This window comes from Algimonas ampicilliniresistens, assembly GCF_030159955.1.
Taxonomy (GTDB): domain Bacteria; phylum Pseudomonadota; class Alphaproteobacteria; order Caulobacterales; family Maricaulaceae; genus Litorimonas; species Litorimonas ampicilliniresistens.
In genome coordinates, this window is the sequence record NZ_BSNK01000001.1 from 1407529 (window position 1) to 1427831 (window position 20303).

The following is a 20303-nucleotide window of genomic DNA, read 5'->3' on the forward strand; positions in this document are numbered from 1 at the left end:
CTGTCCACTTCCGGAACCCCGGAGGCGGAATCGCGCCCCTTTAACGGTAGGGCGCATCCATGGCTAGGTTCTTGGCAATTTCAGTCTCCCAACGATCCCCATTCGCGAGCAGCTTTTCTTTGTCATAGTAAAGCTCCTCACGGGTTTCGGTGGCAAATTCGTAATTCGGCCCTTCGACAATCGCGTCGACGGGACAGGCTTCCTGACACAGGCCGCAATAAATGCATTTGACCATGTCGATATCGTAGCGAGTCGTGCGGCGCGATCCGTCAGGGCGCGGCTCGGCTTCAATGATGATCGCCTGCGCCGGGCAAATCGCTTCACACAGCTTGCACGCAATGCAGCGTTCTTCGCCGGACGGATAGCGACGCAAGACGTGCTCCCCGCGAAAACGTGGGCTGAGCGGCCCCTTCTCGTTCGGATAGTTGATCGTCACTTTGGGACGGAATAAAAACTTCATGGCGAGGCCGAAAGCGCTCACAAATTCGAGCAGCAGAGCACCCCGAATGAATTGCTTTACACGGGACATTATGTGGCTCCCGTAAAGACGACGACGCCAGAAACGATCAACACAGCGACGATAGAGGTCGGCAAGAACACCTTCCAACCCAGACGCATCAGTTGGTCATAGCGGTAACGCGGCACAATCGCCTTCACCATCGCAAACAAGAAGAAGATGAACGCCGTTTTGAGGAAGAACCAGAAGACACCGGGCAGGAACTGGACCCCAATATCGATTGGCGCGTGCCAGCCGCCGAGAAACAGGATCACCATCATCGCTGAAAGCAGCATGATGTTCACATATTCAGCAAAGAAGAACATCAGGAATGGGGTCGAGGAATACTCAACCTGATAGCCCGCGACGAGTTCTGATTCCGCTTCAGGCAAGTCAAATGGTGGGCGGTTAGTTTCCGCGAGTGCGCTGATGAAGAACAACACACCCATATAGAACAGGACCGGAGTCAGAATGTAGTTCGCCAGCCCCAACTCTGTGGACGGGTTCAACCGGAACATGTTCCAGTTCCAGAAACCACCAGCTTGCGTGTTGACGATTTCAGTTAAGTTCATCGAGCCGGTGACGAAGATCACGGTCAGAATGATAAAGCCAATCGACACTTCGTAAGACACCATCTGCGCAGCAGAACGAAGCGCGCCCATGAAGGGGTATTTAGAGTTAGACGCCCAACCGCCAATCATGATGCCGTAAACGCCGAGCGAACTGATCGCGAGCACGTAGAGAACACCGATATTAATGTCTGAGATCACCCAACCCGGGGCGACAGGAATCACAGCCCAAGCCAGAAACGCCATTACTAGCGCAATGAGCGGCGCGAGGATAAACAAGAACTTGTCCGAGCCAGCAGGCACGACAATTTCCTTGAAGAAGAACTTGAGCGCATCCGCGATCGTCTGAAGCAACCCAAAAGCACCGACGACATTGGGGCCGCGTCGCATCTGAACGGCGGCCCAGATCTTCCGATCCGCGAGCACCAACGCAGCCACCAGCAATGCCAGAACAATAACGAAACCAAGCACTTGCAGAAGTTTTAGGAGAAGCCAGAGACCCCAATTCGGTTCGTCCGCAGCGACGCCAACGACAGCTTGGAAAATCGGCATGTTAATCAGCTCGATCATTCCGCTGCCTCCGGAAAGGTCTGCTCATCCAACACGGCGGAACATTCTGCCATGACATTGGACGCACGCGCGATTGGGTTCGTCATATAGAAGTCGCCAATTGGGCTTTTGAGAGGCGCATCTGAAAGCGGGCCGTCCGTTCCCAGTTGAGTGAGGTCGAACGCCGCAGCCCCGACCGCGCCCGGCGCATAGCCCAGCGATCCGAATGTCGGATGTTTCTCAACCATCTGATCGCGAAGATCCGACTGATTGTCGAAGGGCAGGACCCGACCGACCGCAGCAGACAAAGCCCGCAAAATAGCCCAATCTTCTTTGGCCATACCTTTTGGCGGCACAGCACGAATGCCCATCTGCACTCGGCCTTCCGTATTCACGTAAAGGCCGTCTTTTTCAGTGTAGGCGCAGCCCGGCAGAATGATGTCAGCGACATGCGCGCCCGCATCGCCGTGATGGCCCTGATAGATGACGAAGCTGTCTTTCAATCGGTCCGTATCGAATTCGTCGGCGCCCAGTAGGTAAACCGTTTCAATGTCGCCGCTCTCAGCACCCGATAGAATATCGGCCGTGCTCTTACCGTCTTCGCCTGGAATAAATCCAAGGTCGAGACCGCCAACGCGAGCCGCCGCGCTGTGCAGCACGTTGAATGCATTCCAGCCGTCGCGAACAAATTTCGGACCGCTCATCAGATTAGCCAAGGCGGAGAGAAGCGTTTGCCCCTCATCGCCGATCAGTGCCCCTACCCCGACGATGACCATCGGGTTTTCGGCCTTTTTAAAGACTGAGGCGAAGCCTTTGCGAGCCCGACTAAATTTAGCGAGATCAGCGGCGGACGTACCAACTTGATCATAATCATAGGTCAAATCGACGGCATCGCCGAGCATGCCCAAGGACAGCTCACCAGTTAGCCAACGCTGACGGATACGCGCATTGATAATCGGAGCCTCCAGACGCGGATTAGTGCCTACGAATAAAATAGCGTCGGCCTCATCGACCCCTGAAATCGTCGAATTAAAGAGATAGGTTTCGCGCGCGCCAGAGCCGATTAAGCTACCGTCCTGACGGCAATCAATATTCTGCACACCCAAAGAACCCATCAGTTCCTTCAGCGCATACATAGATTCAGCATCGCAAAGATCGCCAGCAATCGCGGCGATTTTGCTTGGATCACCCTTCAGCTTTTCGGCCGTGAGTGCGAGCGCTTCATCCCAACCGGCCTGACGTAATTTTCCGTTCTCACGAATGAACGGGCGGTCGAGACGCTGGCGAGCCAGGCCGTCCCAGACGAACCGCGTTTTATCGGATATCCATTCTTCGTTCACATCATCATTGACGACCGGAAGGATGCGCAGAACCGCATCCCGGCGACTATCGACCCGGATGTTAGACCCGACCGCATCCATCACATCGACACTCTCGACTTTGTCGAGTTCCCATGGCCGCGCATTAAACGCGTAAGGCTTGGACGTCAGAGCCCCGACGGGACAGAGATCGATGACATTGCCGGACAGTTCCGAGGTCAGAGACTTTTCGAGATAGGTCGTGATGGCGGCATCTTCACCGCGATTAACGAGCCCGATTTCCTGCACGCCCGCGACTTCGGTGATGAACCGAACACATCGCGTGCACTGGATACAGCGGGTCATGATCGTATTGACCAACGGTCCCATATGCTTGTCGTCAACGGCGCGTTTATTCTCCTCAAAGCGAGAGAAATCACGGCCATAAGCCATCGCTTGATCCTGAAGATCGCATTCACCGCCTTGATCACAGATTGGACAATCGAGCGGGTGGTTGATCAGGAGGAATTCCATCACCCCTTCACGGGCCTTTTTGACCAGTGGGGAATTAGTTTTGATGTGGGCCGGGCTACCATCCCGGTTGGGGCGCAAGTCTTTGACCTGCAGTGCACAGGACGCTTGCGGCTTCGGCGCGCCTTCCCATTCGACCAGACACATGCGGCAGTTACCCGCCACTGACAGACGCTCATGGTAACAAAAGCGCGGAATCTCCGCCCCACCATATTCTTCACACGCCTGCATCAGCGTATACTCAGCCGGCACTTCATGTTCGGTGCCATCGATCCTGATTTTGCGAAGGTCGGTCATGTCTATTCAGCTGCCTGCACGAAAACCGGACGACCGGCGCGGTAGAGGTCGATGCGATCTTCGATCTCGTGGCGGAAATGGCGGATGAGGCCTTGGATCGGCCATGCGGCGGCGTCGCCAAGGGCGCAGATCGTATGACCTTCCACCTGTTTAGTCACATCGAGCAACATGTCGATTTCCTTGGTCTCGGCTTCGCCGCGTACCATCCGCTCCATGACGCGCCACATCCAGCCTGTGCCCTCGCGGCACGGCGTACACTGTCCGCAACTCTCATGTTTGTAGAAATAGCTCAGCCGAGCGATCGCCTTAATAATATCCGTCGAATTATCCATGACAATGACAGCGGCTGTCCCCAGCCCGGATTGATGTTCGCGCAGCGCGTCAAAATCCATCAATACCGTATCGCAAATCTCTTTCGGCAAGAGCGGAACAGAGGAACCGCCAGGAATAATAGCTTTGAGATTGTCCCAGCCGCCACGAACACCTCCCGCATGAGTTTCGATCAATGTTTTCAGTGGGATAGAGAGCGCTTCCTCAACGTTACACGGCTTATTCACATGACCGGAGATTGAGAAGACTTTCGTGCCTTTATTGTTGTCACGTCCAAAGCTCGCGAACCAGTCCGCGCCGCGGCGCAGGATTGTCGGAACAACCGCAATCGACTCGACATTATTCACTGTAGTCGGGCAGCCATAGAGGCCAGAGTTGGCCGGGAATGGTGGTTTAAGACGTGGCTGTCCTTTTTTGCCTTCAAGACTCTCAAGTAGAGCCGTTTCTTCCCCGCAAATATACGCGCCCGCACCATGATGAACGTAAAGATCAAAATCCCAACCCGTTCCGCACGCATTCCGGCCGATCAGACCTGCCGCGTAGGCTTCATCGACAGCAGCCTGCAAACGTTGCCGCTCGAACGTATACTCCCCACGAAGATATATGTAACAGGCATTGGCCTGCATCGCGAAGGACGCGACGAGACAGCCTTCGATCAGCAGATGCGGATCATGCCGCATCATTTCGCGATCTTTACATGTACCCGGTTCAGACTCGTCAGCATTCACGACCAGATAATGCGGACGCTCGCCGACTTCCTTGGGCATGAAAGACCATTTCAACCCCGTCGGGAAACCCGCACCGCCGCGACCGCGTAGTCCAGAGGCCTTGACCTGATCAATGATCCAGTCACGTCCCTGGGCCAGCATTTCTGATGTGCCGAGCCATGCGCCCCGGCCGCGCGCTGCATCCAAGGACCAATCTTGATGACCATAGAGATTAGTAAAAATCCGGTCCTTATCTTGTAGAAGCTGAGGCATGATTAGGCCTTGTCCTTCATTGCGCGCTTACGCCGAACTGGGGCCTGTTTCGCACCCTTGGGATCTGGCTTGGACTTAGCAGCCCCCTTAGCAAGCACTTTAGCTTGCTTCACCCAATCGTCACGCTCAATGCGCCCTGGAAACTTGTCGATGATGGATTCAACGGCCTTGATGTCGGATTTTTTCCAAGCCGCGATCTGTCGGTAATAATACACGCCCTTATCGTTTAGATCTGCTTCAAAGACAGGACCGACACCTTTGATTTTCTTGAGATCGTCTGGCGTGCCGTCGCTTGGGCCATCTGTATAGATGAGCTGAGGCTTCGCCTTAGCTGTCGTGCGTCCCGGAAGTCCTTTTTTAGGCTCGTCTTCGACCAGACCTTTACTGAGGTCCCGTCCAAGATTGCTTGCGCGCTTTTTAGGGTCGGGGCTCGCTTTACGTTTCGGATCAACCCACCCGCCGCGTGTCGCGCGACGTTCTTTTGGGTCCCATTCGTAATAGTTTAGCTTCACAGATTTTTCGGCATTCGGAAGCTTCACGAGTTTCTCGATATGAAAGGCCCCTTTGCCGATGAGTGTCTTTTGTCCGCCTTCGGGGGCGGAGTTAAGACGGTCGATTTGTTGCGGTCCGCGCTCAACGGCCTTCCCAGCAGCCAGATTATCAATCAGAGCCTCAAACGATTCCGGCGTCAGGTCTTCATAGTAGGGATCTTCATCAACATCGGTTGAAATCTGACACATCGGTGCATTGGCACACGCACCCAAACACTCAACTTCTATCCAGCTAAACTTACCGTCTGCGCTGACAGTGTTTTGCGGACCAACTCGCCGGGTCAAAACATCTTTGAGCGCGTCCGAGCCACGCAACCAGCAGGGCGTCGTGCCACACAGTTGGATGTGGTACTCCCCGACCGGGGCCAGGTTAAACATGGTGTAGAAGGTCGCGACTTCATAGACACGAATATAAGCCATACCGAGCCTGTCGCCGACTTCGCGGAGGATCATCTCCGGCAGCCAACCGCCAGCGTCCTTTTGGGCAATCCACAGAGCCGGGATCAGCGCAGAGCGCTGCCGATCCGCCGGATACTTCTTGGTCCAACGTGCAATATCAGCCTGTGCTTCAGGAGACAATTTGACGTCAGTCGGTTGAACGGATGCAAGACGGCGCGCGCTCATCGGTCGACCTCCCCAAACACGATGTCGAGCGAGCCAAGAATGGCGGATACGTCAGCCAGCATATGACCCTTATTAAGATAGTCCATCGCCGCGAGATGCGGGAAGCCCGGCGCGCGGATCTTACAACGATAGGGCTGATTGGTGCCGTCAGAGACGAGGTAGACCCCGAATTCACCCTTGGGCGCTTCGACAGCTGTGTAGACTTCGCCTTCCGGAACTTTAAACCCTTCAGTGTAAAGCTTGAAGTGATGGATAAGCGCTTCCATCGACTGCTTCATTTCGGCGCGACGCGGCGGAACAAACTTATTGTTCTGGGTCATGACCGGACCTTCCGGCATCATTTCCAGCGCCTGCTTCATGATCTTCACAGATTCGTACATTTCATCGACGCGGCATAGATAGCGATCATAACAATCGCCATTTTTCCCGAGCGGAATTTTGAAATCGAGTTCGTTATAGACTTCGTATGGCTGATTGCGACGCAAATCCCACGGGATACCAGAGCCACGGACCATCACGCCCGTGAAACCGAGATCGTAGCAATCCTGTTTTGACACGACGCCAATATCGACATTGCGCTGTTTGAAAATCCGGTTTTCGGTCAGCAGCGTTTCAATTTCCTGCAGCTTCTCAGGAAATTGGTCGCACCAGACTAGCAGGTCATTGATCAGCGCAGGCGGGAGGTCTTGATGCACACCGCCGGGACGGAAATAATTTGCGTGCATGCGCGATCCGCACGCACGCTCATAAAACACCATCAACTTTTCGCGCTCTTCAAAACCCCAAAGCGGCGGCGTCAGTGCGCCCACATCCATGGCTTGAGTCGTGATATTGAGCAGATGCGAAAGAACCCGTCCGATTTCACAATAGATCACGCGAATGAAAGATGCGCGACGCGGCACTTCGATACCGGCCAGTTTCTCAATCGCCATGCAGAACGCATGCTCTTGGTTCATCGGCGCGACATAATCGAGCCGGTCAAAATATGGGATCGCTTGCAGATAAGTCTTATGTTCGATCAGCTTTTCAGTGCCGCGGTGCAGCAGGCCAATATGCGGGTCGACACGGTCAACAATCTCACCTTCCAACTCCAACACAAGGCGCAGCACGCCATGCGCCGCCGGGTGTTGCGGGCCGAAATTGATCGTAAAGCGACGATCTTGCTCGTCCGTGATGAGGGCTTCGGTACTGGCCATTATGCGCCCTGCCCTTCAGAGACCATTTTCATAACGTCCGCTTCGGTCATCTTGGTCGTGTCTTGTGCAAAGTCGTAATAGTCCGGCTTAGAGTCTATATAAACTTCGTGATCCAAGCGCAGATCGCCGACGCCTTCGATTAGATCGACGGCGACAATATTGATCGACTTATCCTTCAAGCGCCATGCGATAGAGCCGCCGCAGTTCTTACAAAACAGGCGATCTGCCCATTCCGATGAGTTGTATACCGCCAGCCCGTCTTCCTTGGTGAAGCTCAACGTATCACCGCAATCGAGAGCGAAAAATGGCCCAGCATTGCTTTTGCGGCACATGTCACAGTGACACACACCGACATCGCTGTTTTTCGGCACAACCGTGAAGGCCACGGAACCGCACAGACACTGACCTTGATGTTGAGACATTACTTCGGCGCCTCACTCTTCTCGTCACCCGGCAGGATATATTTTGCGCCTTCCCACGGGCTCAGGAAATCGAAGCTGCGATATTCTTGCTGCAAGGTAACGGGCTCATACACCACTTCTTTGCGTTCCTGATCATAGCGAACTTCGACAAATCCGGTCAGCGGGAAGTCCTTGCGCAGTGGATAGCCCTCAAAACCATAATCCGTCAGAATGCGGCGCAAATCGGGATGCTGATCGAAGACGATGCCGTACATATCGAAGGTTTCACGCTCATACCAATCCGCATTCGGAAACAACGACACGATCGACATGACCGGTGCGTCCTCATCCGTCGTGCATTTGACCCGGATACGGGTGTTATGTGCCATGCTGAGGAAGTGGTAGACGACATCAAAGCGCCGAGCACGGGCTGGATAATCGACCCCACACAGATCGATCAGTTGATTGAACTTGCAGATCGGATCGTCGCGCAAAAAGCCAATGATTTTAAGAATAGACGCGCGGCGCACCGTAATCGTCAGCTCGCCAAAGCTCTCAGACATATCTCGCACATCGTCGGCGTGATGCGCCTCGATATGGTCTTTGATGTCAGCCCATTTTTCTTCTTCTTGGCGAGTCATCGGATGATGCTCCCCTCGCGGCGAATTTTCTTCTGCAATTGCAAAATACCGTAGATCAACCCTTCGGCGGTTGGCGGGCAGCCCGGCACATAGACATCAACCGGGACGATCCGATCACAACCGCGCACGACGGAATAGCTATAATGATAATATCCGCCCCCATTGGCGCAAGATCCCATCGAGATCACATAACGCGGGTTTGGCATCTGATCGTAAACTTTACGGAGCGCCGGAGCCATCTTGTTGGTCAAAGTGCCCGCGACGATCATCACGTCTGATTGACGGGGGGACGCGCGCGGCGCGAAGCCAAATCGTTCCACATCATAACGCGGCATGGACGCTTGCATCATTTCGACGGCGCAGCAGGCAAGACCAAAGGTCATCCACATGAGAGAGCCAGTCCGCGCCCATGTGACGAGATCGTCAGACGCGGCAGTGATGAAACCCTTATCAGCCAACTGGTCAGACAGACCGTCAAATCCAGCATTATGGAGCTCAGGCGAAAAGGCAGGCGTGCCGAGATCGCGCGCTGCCGTGCCATTAGGTGTCAGAATATTGGCCATATCGGTTCTCTTGGTCCCCTATTCCCAGTCCAAGGCGCCAATCTTCCACGCATAAACAAGCCCGGCGAGCAGCTCTAGCAGGAAAATGACCATGATGACCCAGCCATACACACCGACAGCATCAAGACTGACAGCGATTGGGAAAAGGAACGCTACCTCGATATCGAAAATGATAAATAAAATCGCGACCAAGTAGAAGCGAACATCAAATTTCATGCGCGAGTCATCGAAAGCCTCAAACCCGCATTCATAGGTCGAGACCTTCTCGGCGTCCGGATCAGCCGGCGCAACAATGGCCGGGACCAGCAGGAAGACGAGCGATAGAACCAAGGCGATAGAAAACATCATCACGACTGGCAGATATTCGATCAGAAGATCGGGCATTCGAACCTCAAAGGCTTAGCTAAGGTCGGCGTCAGTCAGAGTGACTCACGTGGGCCTTGAAATCGCTCGGAACCTAGTTGGGGGCTTCTCGCATTGCAACGGCGTAATCTGCGGAAATCACGGGATGAACTGCGACGTTTTCGGCGACTAGTCTTTGAAACCGCTCAGATTCTCAGATCAAAACCGCAATTGAAAATCGTTCGCAAATATTACCTCGCTCACACGCGAATCTCACTCATCCCAATCGGGCTCTCCCGGCCACACGGTAATGCGGGAAATCAGTTCGTCTTCAGAAAGGCCGACTTCGCTTACGGTTGCACCCTGCACACTCATGCCGACCTCGTGGATCGTCTCGAACCGCCCCGTCTTCAGATGATGCCAATCCGGCAAGTCCTTCCCTTCCGACACGAGACGATAGGCACAAGTCCGAGGCATCCATTTAAGCGCTGAGACCGTTGAGGGTTTCAAAATCACGCAATCCGGCACTTTGGCCTTCCGATTTTCATAGTCGGAACATCGACAGCTGCCATTATCAAACAAGCGGCAATGGGCGTCAGTCGTGTAGACTTCGTTGGTTTCATCATCCTCCAAACGGATCAGACAACATTTACCGCAGCCATCACACAGACTCTCCCATTCATCGGGCGATAACGCGCTCATCGCTTTGGTTTTCCAGAACGGAAGAGACGGATTGGTTTGGGTCATGATGAAGGCGGTTATCAATTAGGCAAAAGCCGGGTATGCGGCCCTATGGCGACCTATCGGGCCGATATCAATGTCGAGCAGACCTCGAACCGCAGACGTCGGTCTGCGTGGGTACTCGGTATCCTCGCCTTTCTGACCGTCAGCAGCGCCGCGGCGTTTGGACTCGGCCGGGCTTACCTTCTCGATGGCATGCCCGACCTCCCCGACAAGGAGACGATGTGGCAGCTCAACCTGCAGGATACAATCACCCTCATCGACCATAAGGGACGGATGATCGGGCATCGTGGGCCTTGGATCGGTCAACCGCTCAAATTGAACGAAATGCCTGCACATCTTCCCAACGCTGTTCTGGCGATTGAGGATGAGCGTTTCTTCGAACATGAAGGGGTCGACAACCGCGCGATCATTCGCGCGATGCTGAGCAATGCGCGCAGTGGCCAGCGCAGCCAAGGCGGCTCCACGCTGACGCAACAGCTGGTCAAGCTAATGATCCTGACACCAGAGAAAACCTATCGGCGGAAATTTCAGGAAGCGCTTCTAGCGCGAGATATGGAGGCCATCCTCTCTAAGCCCGAAATCCTTGAGCTTTATGTCAACCGCGTCAGTCTCGGTCCGCAGATTTTCGGCGCAGAAGCAGGCAGTCAAATCTATTTCGGAAAAAGCGCGCGCGACCTTAACTTGGCTGAGGCTGCGATGCTGGCGGGCCTCGCCCAAGCGCCGAGCCGGTTTAATCCCACGCGTCATTATGAACGTGCACTGACCCGATCCCATCTTGTGCTCAGACGGATGCGCGCCAATGTCTTCATTACTGAAGCTGAATATGAAGCCGCGCTCGCGAACCCACCCGAGATCGCAGAAGAACCAAATTTGGGCTTGGATGAAGCCATTCTTGGCTACGCTTTTGATTATATCGCCGAGCAGGCTAGGGACCGCGCCGGACTACGGCACCCGGACCTTGTCGTCACAACAACCCTCGATGCCGACTATATGCAACAAGCGCATAAGAGCCTGAATAAGATCATCGACCAGAGCGGCAAATCGAGACGGGTGGCGCAAGGCGCGCTTGTCACGCTCGACAATGAAACGGGGGGTATTCGCGCGATGATCGGGGGTCGCGATTACGTGACCAGCAAGTTTAACCGATCCATCCAAGCGCAACGCCAACCCGGCTCAAGCTTTAAAACCTTCGTCTACGCCGCCGCGCTTGAGGATGGATTTACGCCTGCGACTGTTCGGGTCGACCAACCGACCAACATCAATGGCTGGCAACCGAAAAACTACACGCTACGCTATCGCGGGCCGCTGACATTGCGCGAAGCCTTGAAGCTCTCAATCAATACTGTGGCCGCCAAAGTTGGCGCTGAAATTGGGGCCGACAGGATCGCTGAGACCGCCGAGCGTTTCGGGATCAACTCTCCCCTTCGCCCTCACCTATCTCTTGCCTTGGGCGTGGCAGAAGTGAACTTGTTAGAGTTATCAAGCGCCTATTCCGTGTTCCCGAATGAAGGCCTGCGTCGGCGCCCCTACATTATCCAGCGCATTGAAACGACCAGCGGCGAAGAAATTTACGCTAAACGCAACACGCAAGGCGAACGCGTCTATCCCGTGCCCTACGCCCGTCAGATGACGTCAATTCTGCAAGAGACAGTGGAAAGCGGGACCGCGCATGGCGCTCGCATGCTGCCGCGGATCGTCGCCGGTAAAACTGGGACATCACAAGATTATCGCGACGCCTGGTTCATGGGTTTTACCAATCAGCTAACGAGTGGCGTCTGGATGGGTAATGACAATAATAGTCCGATGAACGAGGTCACAGGCGGTCTCCTGCCCGTTGATGTGTGGAAGGATTATATGAGCGTCATACATGAAGGCCTTCCGCAAGAACCGCTAGCTGCCCCGGATCTAACCCGAACCGATGAGCGGGCTTCAGAGGTCATGGCGTTTTACAGCCGTCTTGCGGCAGCCATGCGAAGTGAACGCGATATCGCTTCTGGTGTAGGCGGTGGCGGGGTTAGCGCCGGACGGTAGCCCGCGAGCGATCCGACAACCGACAGGCGTGAACACTTAAAGTCCCACAAAATATGTCCGATAGTTAAGGTCAATTTCAACGATTTCCTAGGATTTGGACTGCCTAATGGCCTTTCGATCTAGGGAGGGCACTTTATGTTTAGTCGGATGAGGATGGGGATTTTTGCCGCGATCGCGCTGCCAATCATCGCGCTGACGACACTGCCTGCCGCCGCCACAACTGGCACGGCTAGAACCGTATTTAAACCGGATGATGGGACGTACAAAGTCGTCCCGATCTCAAAACCGGACCAATGTTCCGCAATTTGCAAGGCTGATCCAAAATGCCGTGGCGCGGTTACTTATCAACCGGACGTTCGCAAACCTGACGCGGTCTGCCGATTGAATAATGGATTTGGGTCTAATCCCGTTTTCCCTCAAGTCCCGCCAAAACCCTTTGATATTAGACGCGCGGTCAACGACCTGAACAATTATCGGGCTCAACATGGCCTTGGCCCTGTCAAGATCGAGCCTCGCCTAATCGAGGCCTCACGTATTCACGCAGACGATCTCGCCAAAGCCGGAATAATCTCCCACAACGGGACAGACGGATCCACGCATGGCGACCGAGCGCACCGCGTTGGCTATAACTTTACGATCGCCGGAGAGAATGTCGCGACAGGCCAGAAAAGCTGGGAGCAGGTTTTCAAAGCGTGGCAGGAGAGCCCGGGACATAATGACAATCTACTCCGCCCGGACGTGTCGGAATTTGGCATTGCTTTGGTCTATGAGCCGAAGACGACCTATTCGACTTATTGGTCCATGCTTGTGGCTGAGCCTATGGATATGAGCTTTCTTGAGGCCGATAACGTCTTTTAGACGCGTTTATCAGCTGCCACCCACGTCAATCCCGAGCGCGTTCCAACCCTGCAAAATCTGTGTCTTCAGAGCGTCGGGCACATGCCAGAACTCCAATGTTCGCATCGATTCCGCCGCATAAGTTGGATTATTAGCCGCGAGCTTTTTGTATAAAGCCCGCCCCTCTTCGATCCGTCCGAGATGGCCCAGCGATACAATCCGGACAATCGAAAAGGCGAGCGTTGAACTCTCGTCGATCTCGTGAATTGATTCGACAATCGCCTCATACTTCTCTTCTTGAAACAGCATGGCATGGCGCGCAGCGTCAAACCAATGCGGAGGATTGGCGACCAAACTTCGCGCCGCTTCGTCGCAGGATTGCGCCGTTTCTAGGTCACCCGTATAGGCCCGGGTCGCGGCGAAATATGACAGCATCGAATAGTCATTCGGGTTTAGCATCATGGCGCGTTTCGCCATGATGTTCGCCTCACCAGCCTCCCCACTATGATGCAAGGCTTGGAAGCGCGCAAAAAAGGCCAAGGAATTTTGCGGATCAATCCGCGTCGCTCTCTCCGAAAGCGACAGGGCAGCCTTTAAATGCACATCTGGATCCGCTGGCGGCACACATTGCGTGCAGAGAAAAGTGTGGAGCATGGCTTGGATTGCAAATCCGGAGGAGAAGTCCGGATTATCCGCCGTGATAGCCTCGATATCGCTGAGCAATGCTTTGGCCTTTTCCAAGCTCGGGCTCAAACCCATCTGATAGAAGCGGAGGACTGCTTCATAGGCAGAGATAGACTGCCTACGCCCGCCGAGAAGACGGCGATTAAATCGATTAATTTGCCCAAATGGAGCCGCAACAGTTGCCGCGACGTTCGAAGCTATCGACTCCTGCAGCTCGAATAATGTGTCAGGCGAGTAGGCCCGATCAAAACTTTGCGTGTAAAGGATCTGGCCTGTATCTGCCGCTGTCAGATTGACGACAACGCGGAACATGTCGCCGGACCGACGGACACTCCCAGAGAGGACGAATTGGACATCGTGCGATTCACCAACCCTATCCCGAACTGAAGAAGGGTCGCAATCTAGCTGGGTCGAGCGCAGCGCAATGACACGAATATGTCGAAACTGTACCAGCGCGGAGACGATCTCCGCCGTCAGACCTTCCGCGAAAAACTCGCTATAATCAGAATCCGCTAGTGTTTCGAGGGTTAGGATCGCAACGCCAGGGAAGCTAGAGACAATGTCCCGGTCATTGGCTGGCTCAAGATCGCTTGGCGCGGGCAGACGGGCCGTCTCAGATGTTCGAACCTCAAACCGGGGCGCATAACGGCCTTTCGGGATGGTCAGTCGGATCGGATCAGACTCGCCAGAGCCTGCGTAATAGAGATCGAGTCGGCGACGTAATTGCCCGGCCTGTACCCGCACGATAGTATCGAGTTGAGGATCAAAGTCCGGCGGCTTGTCAAACACCTCAAGGCCAACCGTATAGCCCTTTAACCGCGCGCCCCGCCCCGCCAGTGTTTCTTCAGTCACATAACGCAAAAAACGCTTAATCCGCGTTGTGTCGCGAAAAAGTGGGTCTTCGAGAATCGTTTCAATTTGTGCGCGAACAGCATCGGCCTGCTCAGGAGCAAGGCCGGCCTGCCTGTCATCTTTGTCCCGCAAGGGGCCTGACATCGCGCCTCCGTTGATAAATCTATTTATAACGGATGTGAGCCTTAACAGCAATCAGCCTCTTGGTCGCGCGAATGATTGCCTTTAAGCCAGCCGATCACGACCGGAGTCACTCATGCGCTATAGTCTTCTTATGGCTGCGATTTTACTGTCTGCCTGTTCAACAACACCAGATCCGGCGGAGGTCTGCACATCGGAATGGATCGCGCCGCGAGTCGACCAGGCGGTTGACCGGATCGAGACCCGATTGGAGAAGGCGCTAAAAGCCTTTCGATCGGTGGCGGAAAGTCGCCTGTCAGGGAAAACGCCCGGCCCAATTCAGATGTTTAGATTATCAAATGCGGCTAAGGCTCTTGAGAAAGAACTCGAAAATGGGCGCGGGATTAAAGACCTTCGGGTCATCGCAGCAACGTGCAACGATCCCGACCTGATTCAAGATCAAATCTTCGCTTTACTAAAGCGCGAAGGCTTGTCGGACGGTCAGATCGATTTCCTCGACACGATCGGCATACTCGATCGTCTGATTAGAACTGCTGAGGGCGTTCAACCGAGTGCCCCCGATGGTTGACCTGCCCCGACGCTATGCCTAGCTCGCCGCTATGCGTTATAAGATCGCCGCACTCTATAAGTTTGTCAGCCTGCCTGATTATGCCGAGCTTCAACCTTGGTTGAAAGCGATGGGCGATCAGCTCGGTGTTCGTGGGACTGTGCTTTTGGCAACAGAAGGCATCAATGGCACTGTCGCCGGTGCACCAGAGTCCATAGATGCGTTAATGGACTTTCTTCGAAGCGACCCTCGGCTAGCAGATCTAGATGCGAAATTCAGTGAGAGCGAGGACCAACCTTTTCTGAGATTCAAGGTTCGACTAAAACGCGAAATCGTCACGCTCGGTGTTGCTGGCACCGACCCCACTCAGACGGTCGGCACCTATGTCAATCCGGACGATTGGAATACGGTCATTGAGGATCCCAACACGGTCGTGATTGATACGCGTAACCGTTATGAAGTCGGCGTCGGCAGCTTCAAAGGCGCACTCGACCCGATGACGGACTCGTTTCGTGACTTCCCGACCTGGGTCGAACAAAACCGCGATCAGTTGGCGGGTAAGCGCGTCGCCATGTTCTGCACGGGCGGCATTCGCTGCGAAAAAGCATCGTCCTACATGCTGTCTGAAGGATTCCCAGAGGTCCTACATCTTAAGGGCGGCATTCTAAAATATCTTGAAACACAGGATGAAGACAAAAGTCTGTGGCAGGGCGACTGTTTCGTGTTCGATCAGCGGGTCGCTGTCGGCCACGGCCTATCCGAGACCAATTGGGAGCAGTGCTTCGCCTGTCGCGTGCCATTATCCCCGGAGGATCGGGCATCGGACCAATATGTCGAGGGCGTGTCCTGCCCGCATTGCTATAAGCCAGACGCGGACCGGACCCGATTTGAGGAACGGCAACGTCAGATCGAACTCGCCAAAGCACGGGACGAGGCCCATCTTGGCCGGAAAGCTTAGGCGATAAGCGTGACCTTGCCTGTCCTCTATTCATTCCGCCGCTGCCCCTATGCAATGCGCGCGCGGATGGCACTGGATGCGGCGGGCGTGGCTGTCGAGCACCGAGAAGTCCTCTTGCGCGACAAACCAACAGAGATGTTGGACGCCTCACCCAAAGGCACTGTGCCTGTGCTGGTGACACCAGAAGGCAATGTCATCGACGAAAGCCTCGACGTCATGCAGTGGGCGCTCACGCAGTCCGATCCTGACGGCTGGCTCATCGAAGGGGGGCAAGACCGTATCGACGTCGAAGCTTTCCTTGCAGGCTTCAAGGGTCAATTAGATCGATATAAATATGCGAGCCGTTACGATCCGTCTGCGCAGCGTGGGGCTGTTGATCTCAACAGGCGCGCCGACGCGATGACCTTGCTGACACAATTTACGGCCCCACTTCAGAACACAGCCTATCTCCGTGGACCAGCCCCAAGACTGATCGATATCGCTACATTCCCATTCATCCGCCAGTTTGCAGCCGTTGAACCAGATTGGTGGAAGGAGATGGCACCGCAATCACTGCAACAATGGTTGGCTGGCCTTGTGCAGTCCGAACGGTTCCGCCGAATTATGACCAAACACCCGCTCTGGGCATCAAACCCAGACCCAGAGGGTTAATGTTCACCGACAAATACGGTTATCAACACACGACTTAGCCCAGAAACTTGCCAGGACAGCCGAATTGCTTAGCGGTTTAATTAATAGATTCGCGGGATTTTAAATGGCTTACGCCGACGACAGATGCATCCGGCCTATGCCGAGCCTCAAGGCGTCATCCGTCGTACGCGACAATCCCATCGAAACATTTGTCCGCATCGCGACCGCCGAAAGCTACGCCTATGAGCGGATCGGCGATCAGGAAGTTCATATCAGCCTGACTGGCCTCTGGTGTGATCACGACCTGTCGCTGTCTTGGAATGCGGCAGAAGAGCAGCTTTCATTATTCATTCTTTTCGACGGCAAAGTGCCTGGCGGACGGTCTGATTCCATCTGCCGCCTTTTGTCGCTGCTCAATGAGCGCCTCACCGCGGGCCATTTCGACTTTTGGCAACGCAATAGCGCGCTCGTTTATCGCCATGCCGTGTCCCTTCGTGGCGGCGCCAAAATCTCTGTCGATCAGGCGCTCGATGTCATGAGCCAAGCTTTGGATGCGGCGGAACGTGGCTATCCAGCCGCGCAATATGTGATTTGGGCGGGTAAGTCCCCCGAAGACGCGCTCGCCGAAGCGCTTGTAGACATCGCCTCTCACAGCTAGCGTAGGCCCATGGGGCAGACACACCTGATCGTTGGCGCTGGGAATATGGGCGGCGCGCTGCTTTCTAGCTGGTTGAAAAGTTCACTCATAAACCCGAAAAACGTTGCCATTCTCGACCCGTCTCCGGGTGTCGAAGCCGTCTATGCGATTGAGCGCGGTGCCAAGCATCTAGGCAGCGTCGAGGACATCCCCAAAAACATCAACACCGTTCTGCTTTCAATCAAGCCGCAACTCTTCCCAGAAATTCGGCGGCAATTGGTCGATGTGCTGAATGATGATACACTGATCCTATCCATTATGGCCGGGGTGTCCCTAAAGGCCTTAGACGCCACATTTCGTAAAACGGACGTAGTCCGTGCCATGCCGAACATGCCCGCCGCCATCGGTCAGGGCATCACCGCCTATGTCGCCAACGCGACGATGGATAAAACCGTGATAAAGAGAGCTGAAGCGCTTTTGGCGGCGAGCGGGAAAGTCATTCGCGTTGACACAGATGACCAGATTAATGCCGTGACGGCGGTCTCAGGATCTGGTCCAGCTTATCTCTTCCATCTCTGTGAGACACTCGCCAATGCGGGCAAAGCGGTCGGATTATCACCTGAAACGGCGGCAAAGCTCGCGCGCGAAACCATTATCGGCGCCAGCGCCCTTATGGCAGACTCAGACAAATCTCCTACCGATCTGCGCGAGGCGGTCACTTCGCCTGGCGGTACAACACAGGCAGCTCTTGATGTTCTCATGGATAATGAGGGGCAGGAACAATTGATGCGCAAAGCAGTTAAGGCCGCTTTTGAGCGGGCTCGCGAGCTCTCAAACTGAAGCTAGAACACTAACGCGGCAATTGTATCGTCGCGCGCAAGCCGCCGCTGGGACTATCGTCCAGTTTCAGACGACCGCCATGCAATTGCGCAATATCGCGGGCGACCGCCAGTCCGAGCCCGACTCCCTCAATATTCTGTGTGCGCGCATCATCCAAACGCGAAAATGGGCGCAGAACATCGTCCCGCTTATGGGCCGGAATACCGCCACCCTCATCATCAACATGAATGAAGACATGCGTCGTCGTGAATTCCAGTGTGATCGCAGGCTTGGTTGCATATTTCCTAGCATTGCCCACCAGGTTCAATACGGCGCGGCGCAATTGCTGAGGCCGAGCTTCGATCGATATGGGCTCGCTCATATGGAATGGAATACCTTCTTCCTCAGCAATATTAGAGAGCAGCAGATCCGCTTCAACGAGTTCAGCGTCTCCTTCCCCTGCCCCTCGAGCAAAATCGAGATAGGCAGACAACATGGCCTCCATCTCATCCAGGTCGCGTTTGGCGTCTTCAATATCTTCCTTGGTTTCTGCCATCGACAGCGCCAGCTTCAATCGGGTTAGGGGCGTTCGTAAATCGTGGCTAACCCCTGCGAGCATCAAAGTACGTTGATCGAGATGACGACGAATACGCTGCCTCATCTTCAAAAATGATTGACCCGCGCGCCGCACTTCGACCGCGCCATGCGGCTTATAGGTTCCGATATCCTGTCCCTTGCCAAACGCGTCGGCGGCATCGGCTAATTCTCGAATTGGAAGACTTTGCCGGCGGATATAGACGACCGAGACCAACGTCAGCAGGATGGTGGCCGTGATCAACCAGAAGATGAAAACAAAGCCGGTCGGGGCAAACACCCGATCTGTCGCGGCATAGAACTGCAACACACCCTCATCCACTTGGACACGGATATCGATGTGATGCGGATAGCGCGTCGTATCGAACCAAAAGGGTTGATCGATGGCGTTGGAGAGCGCGCGGCCAATCGATTTGTCCAGAACAGAGAAGAAGTTGCGACGCCGCGAGGTTGGTAAGGTCTCACTTGGTTTTAACCTCACGGACAATTGCATGTCCGGCCTGAGAAGATCATCCAACGCGTCAGCGTTTTCGACTGTTGGGTCGCGACTATAAAGCTGTGTTGCCACGGCAACATCAGCCGCGACAGACTCCGTTAAATTAGCCGTTACTGTCGCCCAGTGTGCATTGAAGAATATATAGGCGACGATCATCTGCATCACGATGATCGGCAGGATTATGATAAGTAAGCTTCGTCCGAAAATCGATTTCGGGGCAATCTGGCGCAGGGTGAGCGCCATATCAGCTCTCGGTCGTGGGTTCAGCGACAAGGCGGTAGCCCTTGCCTCGAACAGTCAACAGGTAGCGCGGTTCCGACGGGTTTTCTTCTAACTTGCGCCGCAACCGCGTCATCTGAACATCGACCGCCCGTTCACTATCGCCATTGACGTTCTCAGATAGGACAAAACGCGTCACGGTTCCGCCGCCTTGTCGCGCTAACAGGTCCAACAAGGCTGTCTCACTTGTTGTCAGGCGCACAATCTCTCCGTCGCGCGTCAGCACACTATTGCGAAGATCATAGGAGAAACGCCCAAACGAAATCTGATCACTGACAGTCTTGCGTCCAGTTCGGCGAAAAATTGCATCCATCCGCAAGAGAAGTTCCTCTGGCTCGAAAGGTTTGGACAGATAATCATCCGCCCCAGCCTTCAAACCGCGAATCCGTTGGGCCGGATCCCCAAGCGCCGTCAGCAGGATCATTGGAATATCCATATAGGCCCGCAAATCGGCCACGAGGCTGACTCCGTCTTCGCCCGGCATCATCACATCGACGATCAATAGGTCGTAAGCGAGACTCGCCATTTTGGCCCGCGCGTCAGACGCATCGCGGGCGGTCGAGACGCGGTAACCAGACCGTCCCAAATATTTCGCGAGCAGGTCGCGAATACGGTCATCATCGTCAATAACGAGCACATGCGTATCGCTACGTTCTAAGAATGTTGTTTGCTGATCCAATTTTTAC

General features: G+C 54.6%; 21 protein-coding genes. 7 read left to right on the plus strand and 14 right to left on the minus strand.

All coding sequences use genetic code 11. From position 1 onward, the window contains the following. Nucleotides 1-40: 40 nt before the first annotated feature. The 11 genes from nuoI to QQL54_RS06680 all read right to left on the minus strand — a co-directional run bounded on the left by nuoI (nucleotide 41) and on the right by QQL54_RS06680 (nucleotide 10115). A complete protein-coding gene (nuoI, locus tag QQL54_RS06630; protein ID WP_284388900.1) occupies nucleotides 41-529 on the minus strand; it encodes an NADH-quinone oxidoreductase subunit NuoI in 489 nt (162 codons plus the stop codon). Continuing rightward, complete coding sequence (nuoH, locus tag QQL54_RS06635; RefSeq protein ID WP_348520715.1) at nucleotides 529-1617, minus strand: NADH-quinone oxidoreductase subunit NuoH; 1089 nt, start codon at nucleotides 1615-1617, stop codon at nucleotides 529-531. The genes nuoI and nuoH overlap by 1 nt, the downstream gene beginning before the upstream one ends. A gap of 14 nt (nucleotides 1618-1631) precedes the next feature. Then, a complete protein-coding gene (gene nuoG / locus QQL54_RS06640) occupies nucleotides 1632-3740 on the minus strand; it encodes an NADH-quinone oxidoreductase subunit NuoG (RefSeq protein WP_284388904.1) in 2109 nt (702 codons plus the stop codon). Between the two features lie 2 nt (nucleotides 3741-3742). Then, on the minus strand, nucleotides 3743-5050 hold the full coding sequence (gene nuoF, locus QQL54_RS06645; RefSeq protein ID WP_284388906.1) for an NADH-quinone oxidoreductase subunit NuoF: 1308 nt from the start codon (nucleotides 5048-5050) through the stop codon (nucleotides 3743-3745). Between the two features lie 2 nt (nucleotides 5051-5052). Next, nucleotides 5053-6225: an NADH-quinone oxidoreductase subunit NuoE gene (gene nuoE / locus QQL54_RS06650; protein ID WP_284388908.1), complete on the minus strand. Its 1173-nt coding sequence runs from the start codon at nucleotides 6223-6225 to the stop codon at nucleotides 5053-5055. Continuing rightward, nucleotides 6222-7421: an NADH-quinone oxidoreductase subunit D gene (locus QQL54_RS06655; protein ID WP_284388910.1), complete on the minus strand. Its 1200-nt coding sequence runs from the start codon at nucleotides 7419-7421 to the stop codon at nucleotides 6222-6224. Before QQL54_RS06655 ends, nuoE begins: the two co-directional genes overlap by 4 nt. Then, nucleotides 7421-7843, minus strand: coding sequence for a GFA family protein (locus QQL54_RS06660; RefSeq protein WP_284388912.1), 423 nt, complete (start codon nucleotides 7841-7843; stop codon nucleotides 7421-7423). The genes QQL54_RS06655 and QQL54_RS06660 overlap by 1 nt, the downstream gene beginning before the upstream one ends. Beyond that, on the minus strand, nucleotides 7843-8463 hold the full coding sequence (locus tag QQL54_RS06665) for an NADH-quinone oxidoreductase subunit C (protein ID WP_284388914.1): 621 nt from the start codon (nucleotides 8461-8463) through the stop codon (nucleotides 7843-7845). Before QQL54_RS06665 ends, QQL54_RS06660 begins: the two co-directional genes overlap by 1 nt. Then, nucleotides 8460-9026 carry a NuoB/complex I 20 kDa subunit family protein gene (locus QQL54_RS06670; protein WP_284388915.1) on the minus strand — a complete coding sequence of 189 codons (567 nt, stop codon included), beginning with the start codon at nucleotides 9024-9026 and terminating at the stop codon, nucleotides 8460-8462. Before QQL54_RS06670 ends, QQL54_RS06665 begins: the two co-directional genes overlap by 4 nt. Before the next feature lie 18 nt (nucleotides 9027-9044). After that, on the minus strand, nucleotides 9045-9410 hold the full coding sequence (gene ndhC / locus QQL54_RS06675; protein WP_284388917.1) for an NADH-quinone oxidoreductase subunit A: 366 nt from the start codon (nucleotides 9408-9410) through the stop codon (nucleotides 9045-9047). Nucleotides 9411-9641: 231 nt separating this feature from the next. Then, nucleotides 9642-10115 (minus strand): YcgN family cysteine cluster protein, encoded by a 474-nt coding sequence (locus QQL54_RS06680; RefSeq protein WP_284388919.1) that lies wholly within the window; start codon nucleotides 10113-10115, stop codon nucleotides 9642-9644. A 45-nt stretch (nucleotides 10116-10160) separates the two neighbouring features. Between QQL54_RS06680 and QQL54_RS06685 the strand changes: the two genes are divergently transcribed. Both QQL54_RS06685 and QQL54_RS06690 read left to right on the plus strand, forming a co-directional pair. Next, nucleotides 10161-12143, plus strand: a complete 1983-nt coding sequence (locus QQL54_RS06685) for a transglycosylase domain-containing protein (protein ID WP_284388921.1) — start codon at nucleotides 10161-10163, stop codon at nucleotides 12141-12143. 135 nt (nucleotides 12144-12278) lie between these two features. Continuing rightward, nucleotides 12279-13001, plus strand: a complete 723-nt coding sequence (locus QQL54_RS06690; RefSeq protein WP_284388923.1) for a CAP domain-containing protein — start codon at nucleotides 12279-12281, stop codon at nucleotides 12999-13001. A gap of 9 nt (nucleotides 13002-13010) precedes the next feature. Here the strand turns inward: QQL54_RS06690 and QQL54_RS06695 are convergent, their stop codons facing one another. Next, nucleotides 13011-14660 carry a tetratricopeptide repeat protein gene (locus tag QQL54_RS06695; RefSeq protein WP_284388924.1) on the minus strand — a complete coding sequence of 550 codons (1650 nt, stop codon included), beginning with the start codon at nucleotides 14658-14660 and terminating at the stop codon, nucleotides 13011-13013. Nucleotides 14661-14772: 112 nt separating this feature from the next. On the opposite strand from QQL54_RS06695, the gene QQL54_RS06700 reads away from it, so the two are divergent. The 5 genes from QQL54_RS06700 (at nucleotide 14773) to proC (ending at nucleotide 18269) form a co-directional block, all read left to right on the plus strand. Continuing rightward, nucleotides 14773-15225 (plus strand): hypothetical protein, encoded by a 453-nt coding sequence (locus tag QQL54_RS06700; protein ID WP_284388928.1) that lies wholly within the window; start codon nucleotides 14773-14775, stop codon nucleotides 15223-15225. A gap of 31 nt (nucleotides 15226-15256) precedes the next feature. Next, nucleotides 15257-16162: an oxygen-dependent tRNA uridine(34) hydroxylase TrhO gene (trhO, locus tag QQL54_RS06705; protein WP_284388931.1), complete on the plus strand. Its 906-nt coding sequence runs from the start codon at nucleotides 15257-15259 to the stop codon at nucleotides 16160-16162. 9 nt (nucleotides 16163-16171) lie between these two features. Next, nucleotides 16172-16813: a glutathione S-transferase N-terminal domain-containing protein gene (locus QQL54_RS06710; protein WP_284388933.1), complete on the plus strand. Its 642-nt coding sequence runs from the start codon at nucleotides 16172-16174 to the stop codon at nucleotides 16811-16813. Nucleotides 16814-16949: 136 nt separating this feature from the next. After that, complete coding sequence (locus tag QQL54_RS06715; protein ID WP_284388935.1) at nucleotides 16950-17450, plus strand: type III secretion system chaperone family protein; 501 nt, start codon at nucleotides 16950-16952, stop codon at nucleotides 17448-17450. Nucleotides 17451-17459: 9 nt separating this feature from the next. Further along, nucleotides 17460-18269: a pyrroline-5-carboxylate reductase gene (gene proC / locus QQL54_RS06720; RefSeq protein ID WP_284388938.1), complete on the plus strand. Its 810-nt coding sequence runs from the start codon at nucleotides 17460-17462 to the stop codon at nucleotides 18267-18269. 10 nt (nucleotides 18270-18279) lie between these two features. Here the strand turns inward: proC and QQL54_RS06725 are convergent, their stop codons facing one another. Both QQL54_RS06725 and QQL54_RS06730 read right to left on the minus strand, forming a co-directional pair. Next, the gene (locus QQL54_RS06725; protein WP_284388939.1) at nucleotides 18280-19581 is read right to left on the minus strand and encodes an ATP-binding protein; all 1302 of its coding nucleotides are present in this window, start codon (nucleotides 19579-19581) and stop codon (nucleotides 18280-18282) included. Nucleotide 19582: 1 nt separating this feature from the next. Beyond that, on the minus strand, nucleotides 19583-20296 hold the full coding sequence (locus QQL54_RS06730; protein WP_284388941.1) for a response regulator transcription factor: 714 nt from the start codon (nucleotides 20294-20296) through the stop codon (nucleotides 19583-19585). Between the last annotated feature and the right edge of the window lie 7 nt (nucleotides 20297-20303).

Coding starts and splice junctions, on each gene's coding strand:
- QQL54_RS06715 (WP_284388935.1), top strand. CDS start 16,950: ATGCCGAGCCTCAAGGCGTCATCCGTCGTACGCGACAATCCCATCGAA.
- QQL54_RS06725 (WP_284388939.1), bottom strand. CDS start 19,581: ATGGCGCTCACCCTGCGCCAGATTGCCCCGAAATCGATTTTCGGACGA.
- ndhC (WP_284388917.1), bottom strand. CDS start 9,410: ATGCCCGATCTTCTGATCGAATATCTGCCAGTCGTGATGATGTTTTCT.
- proC (WP_284388938.1), top strand. CDS start 17,460: ATGGGGCAGACACACCTGATCGTTGGCGCTGGGAATATGGGCGGCGCG.
- QQL54_RS06665 (WP_284388914.1), bottom strand. CDS start 8,463: ATGACTCGCCAAGAAGAAGAAAAATGGGCTGACATCAAAGACCATATC.
- QQL54_RS06655 (WP_284388910.1), bottom strand. CDS start 7,421: ATGGCCAGTACCGAAGCCCTCATCACGGACGAGCAAGATCGTCGCTTT.
- QQL54_RS06695 (WP_284388924.1), bottom strand. CDS start 14,660: ATGTCAGGCCCCTTGCGGGACAAAGATGACAGGCAGGCCGGCCTTGCT.
- nuoG (WP_284388904.1), bottom strand. CDS start 3,740: ATGACCGACCTTCGCAAAATCAGGATCGATGGCACCGAACATGAAGTG.
- nuoF (WP_284388906.1), bottom strand. CDS start 5,050: ATGCCTCAGCTTCTACAAGATAAGGACCGGATTTTTACTAATCTCTAT.
- nuoE (WP_284388908.1), bottom strand. CDS start 6,225: ATGAGCGCGCGCCGTCTTGCATCCGTTCAACCGACTGACGTCAAATTG.
- QQL54_RS06700 (WP_284388928.1), top strand. CDS start 14,773: ATGCGCTATAGTCTTCTTATGGCTGCGATTTTACTGTCTGCCTGTTCA.
- QQL54_RS06685 (WP_284388921.1), top strand. CDS start 10,161: ATGGCGACCTATCGGGCCGATATCAATGTCGAGCAGACCTCGAACCGC.
- trhO (WP_284388931.1), top strand. CDS start 15,257: ATGCGTTATAAGATCGCCGCACTCTATAAGTTTGTCAGCCTGCCTGAT.
- QQL54_RS06680 (WP_284388919.1), bottom strand. CDS start 10,115: ATGACCCAAACCAATCCGTCTCTTCCGTTCTGGAAAACCAAAGCGATG.
- QQL54_RS06670 (WP_284388915.1), bottom strand. CDS start 9,026: ATGGCCAATATTCTGACACCTAATGGCACGGCAGCGCGCGATCTCGGC.
- nuoI (WP_284388900.1), bottom strand. CDS start 529: ATGTCCCGTGTAAAGCAATTCATTCGGGGTGCTCTGCTGCTCGAATTT.
- QQL54_RS06660 (WP_284388912.1), bottom strand. CDS start 7,843: ATGTCTCAACATCAAGGTCAGTGTCTGTGCGGTTCCGTGGCCTTCACG.
- nuoH (WP_348520715.1), bottom strand. CDS start 1,617: ATGCCGATTTTCCAAGCTGTCGTTGGCGTCGCTGCGGACGAACCGAAT.
- QQL54_RS06690 (WP_284388923.1), top strand. CDS start 12,279: ATGTTTAGTCGGATGAGGATGGGGATTTTTGCCGCGATCGCGCTGCCA.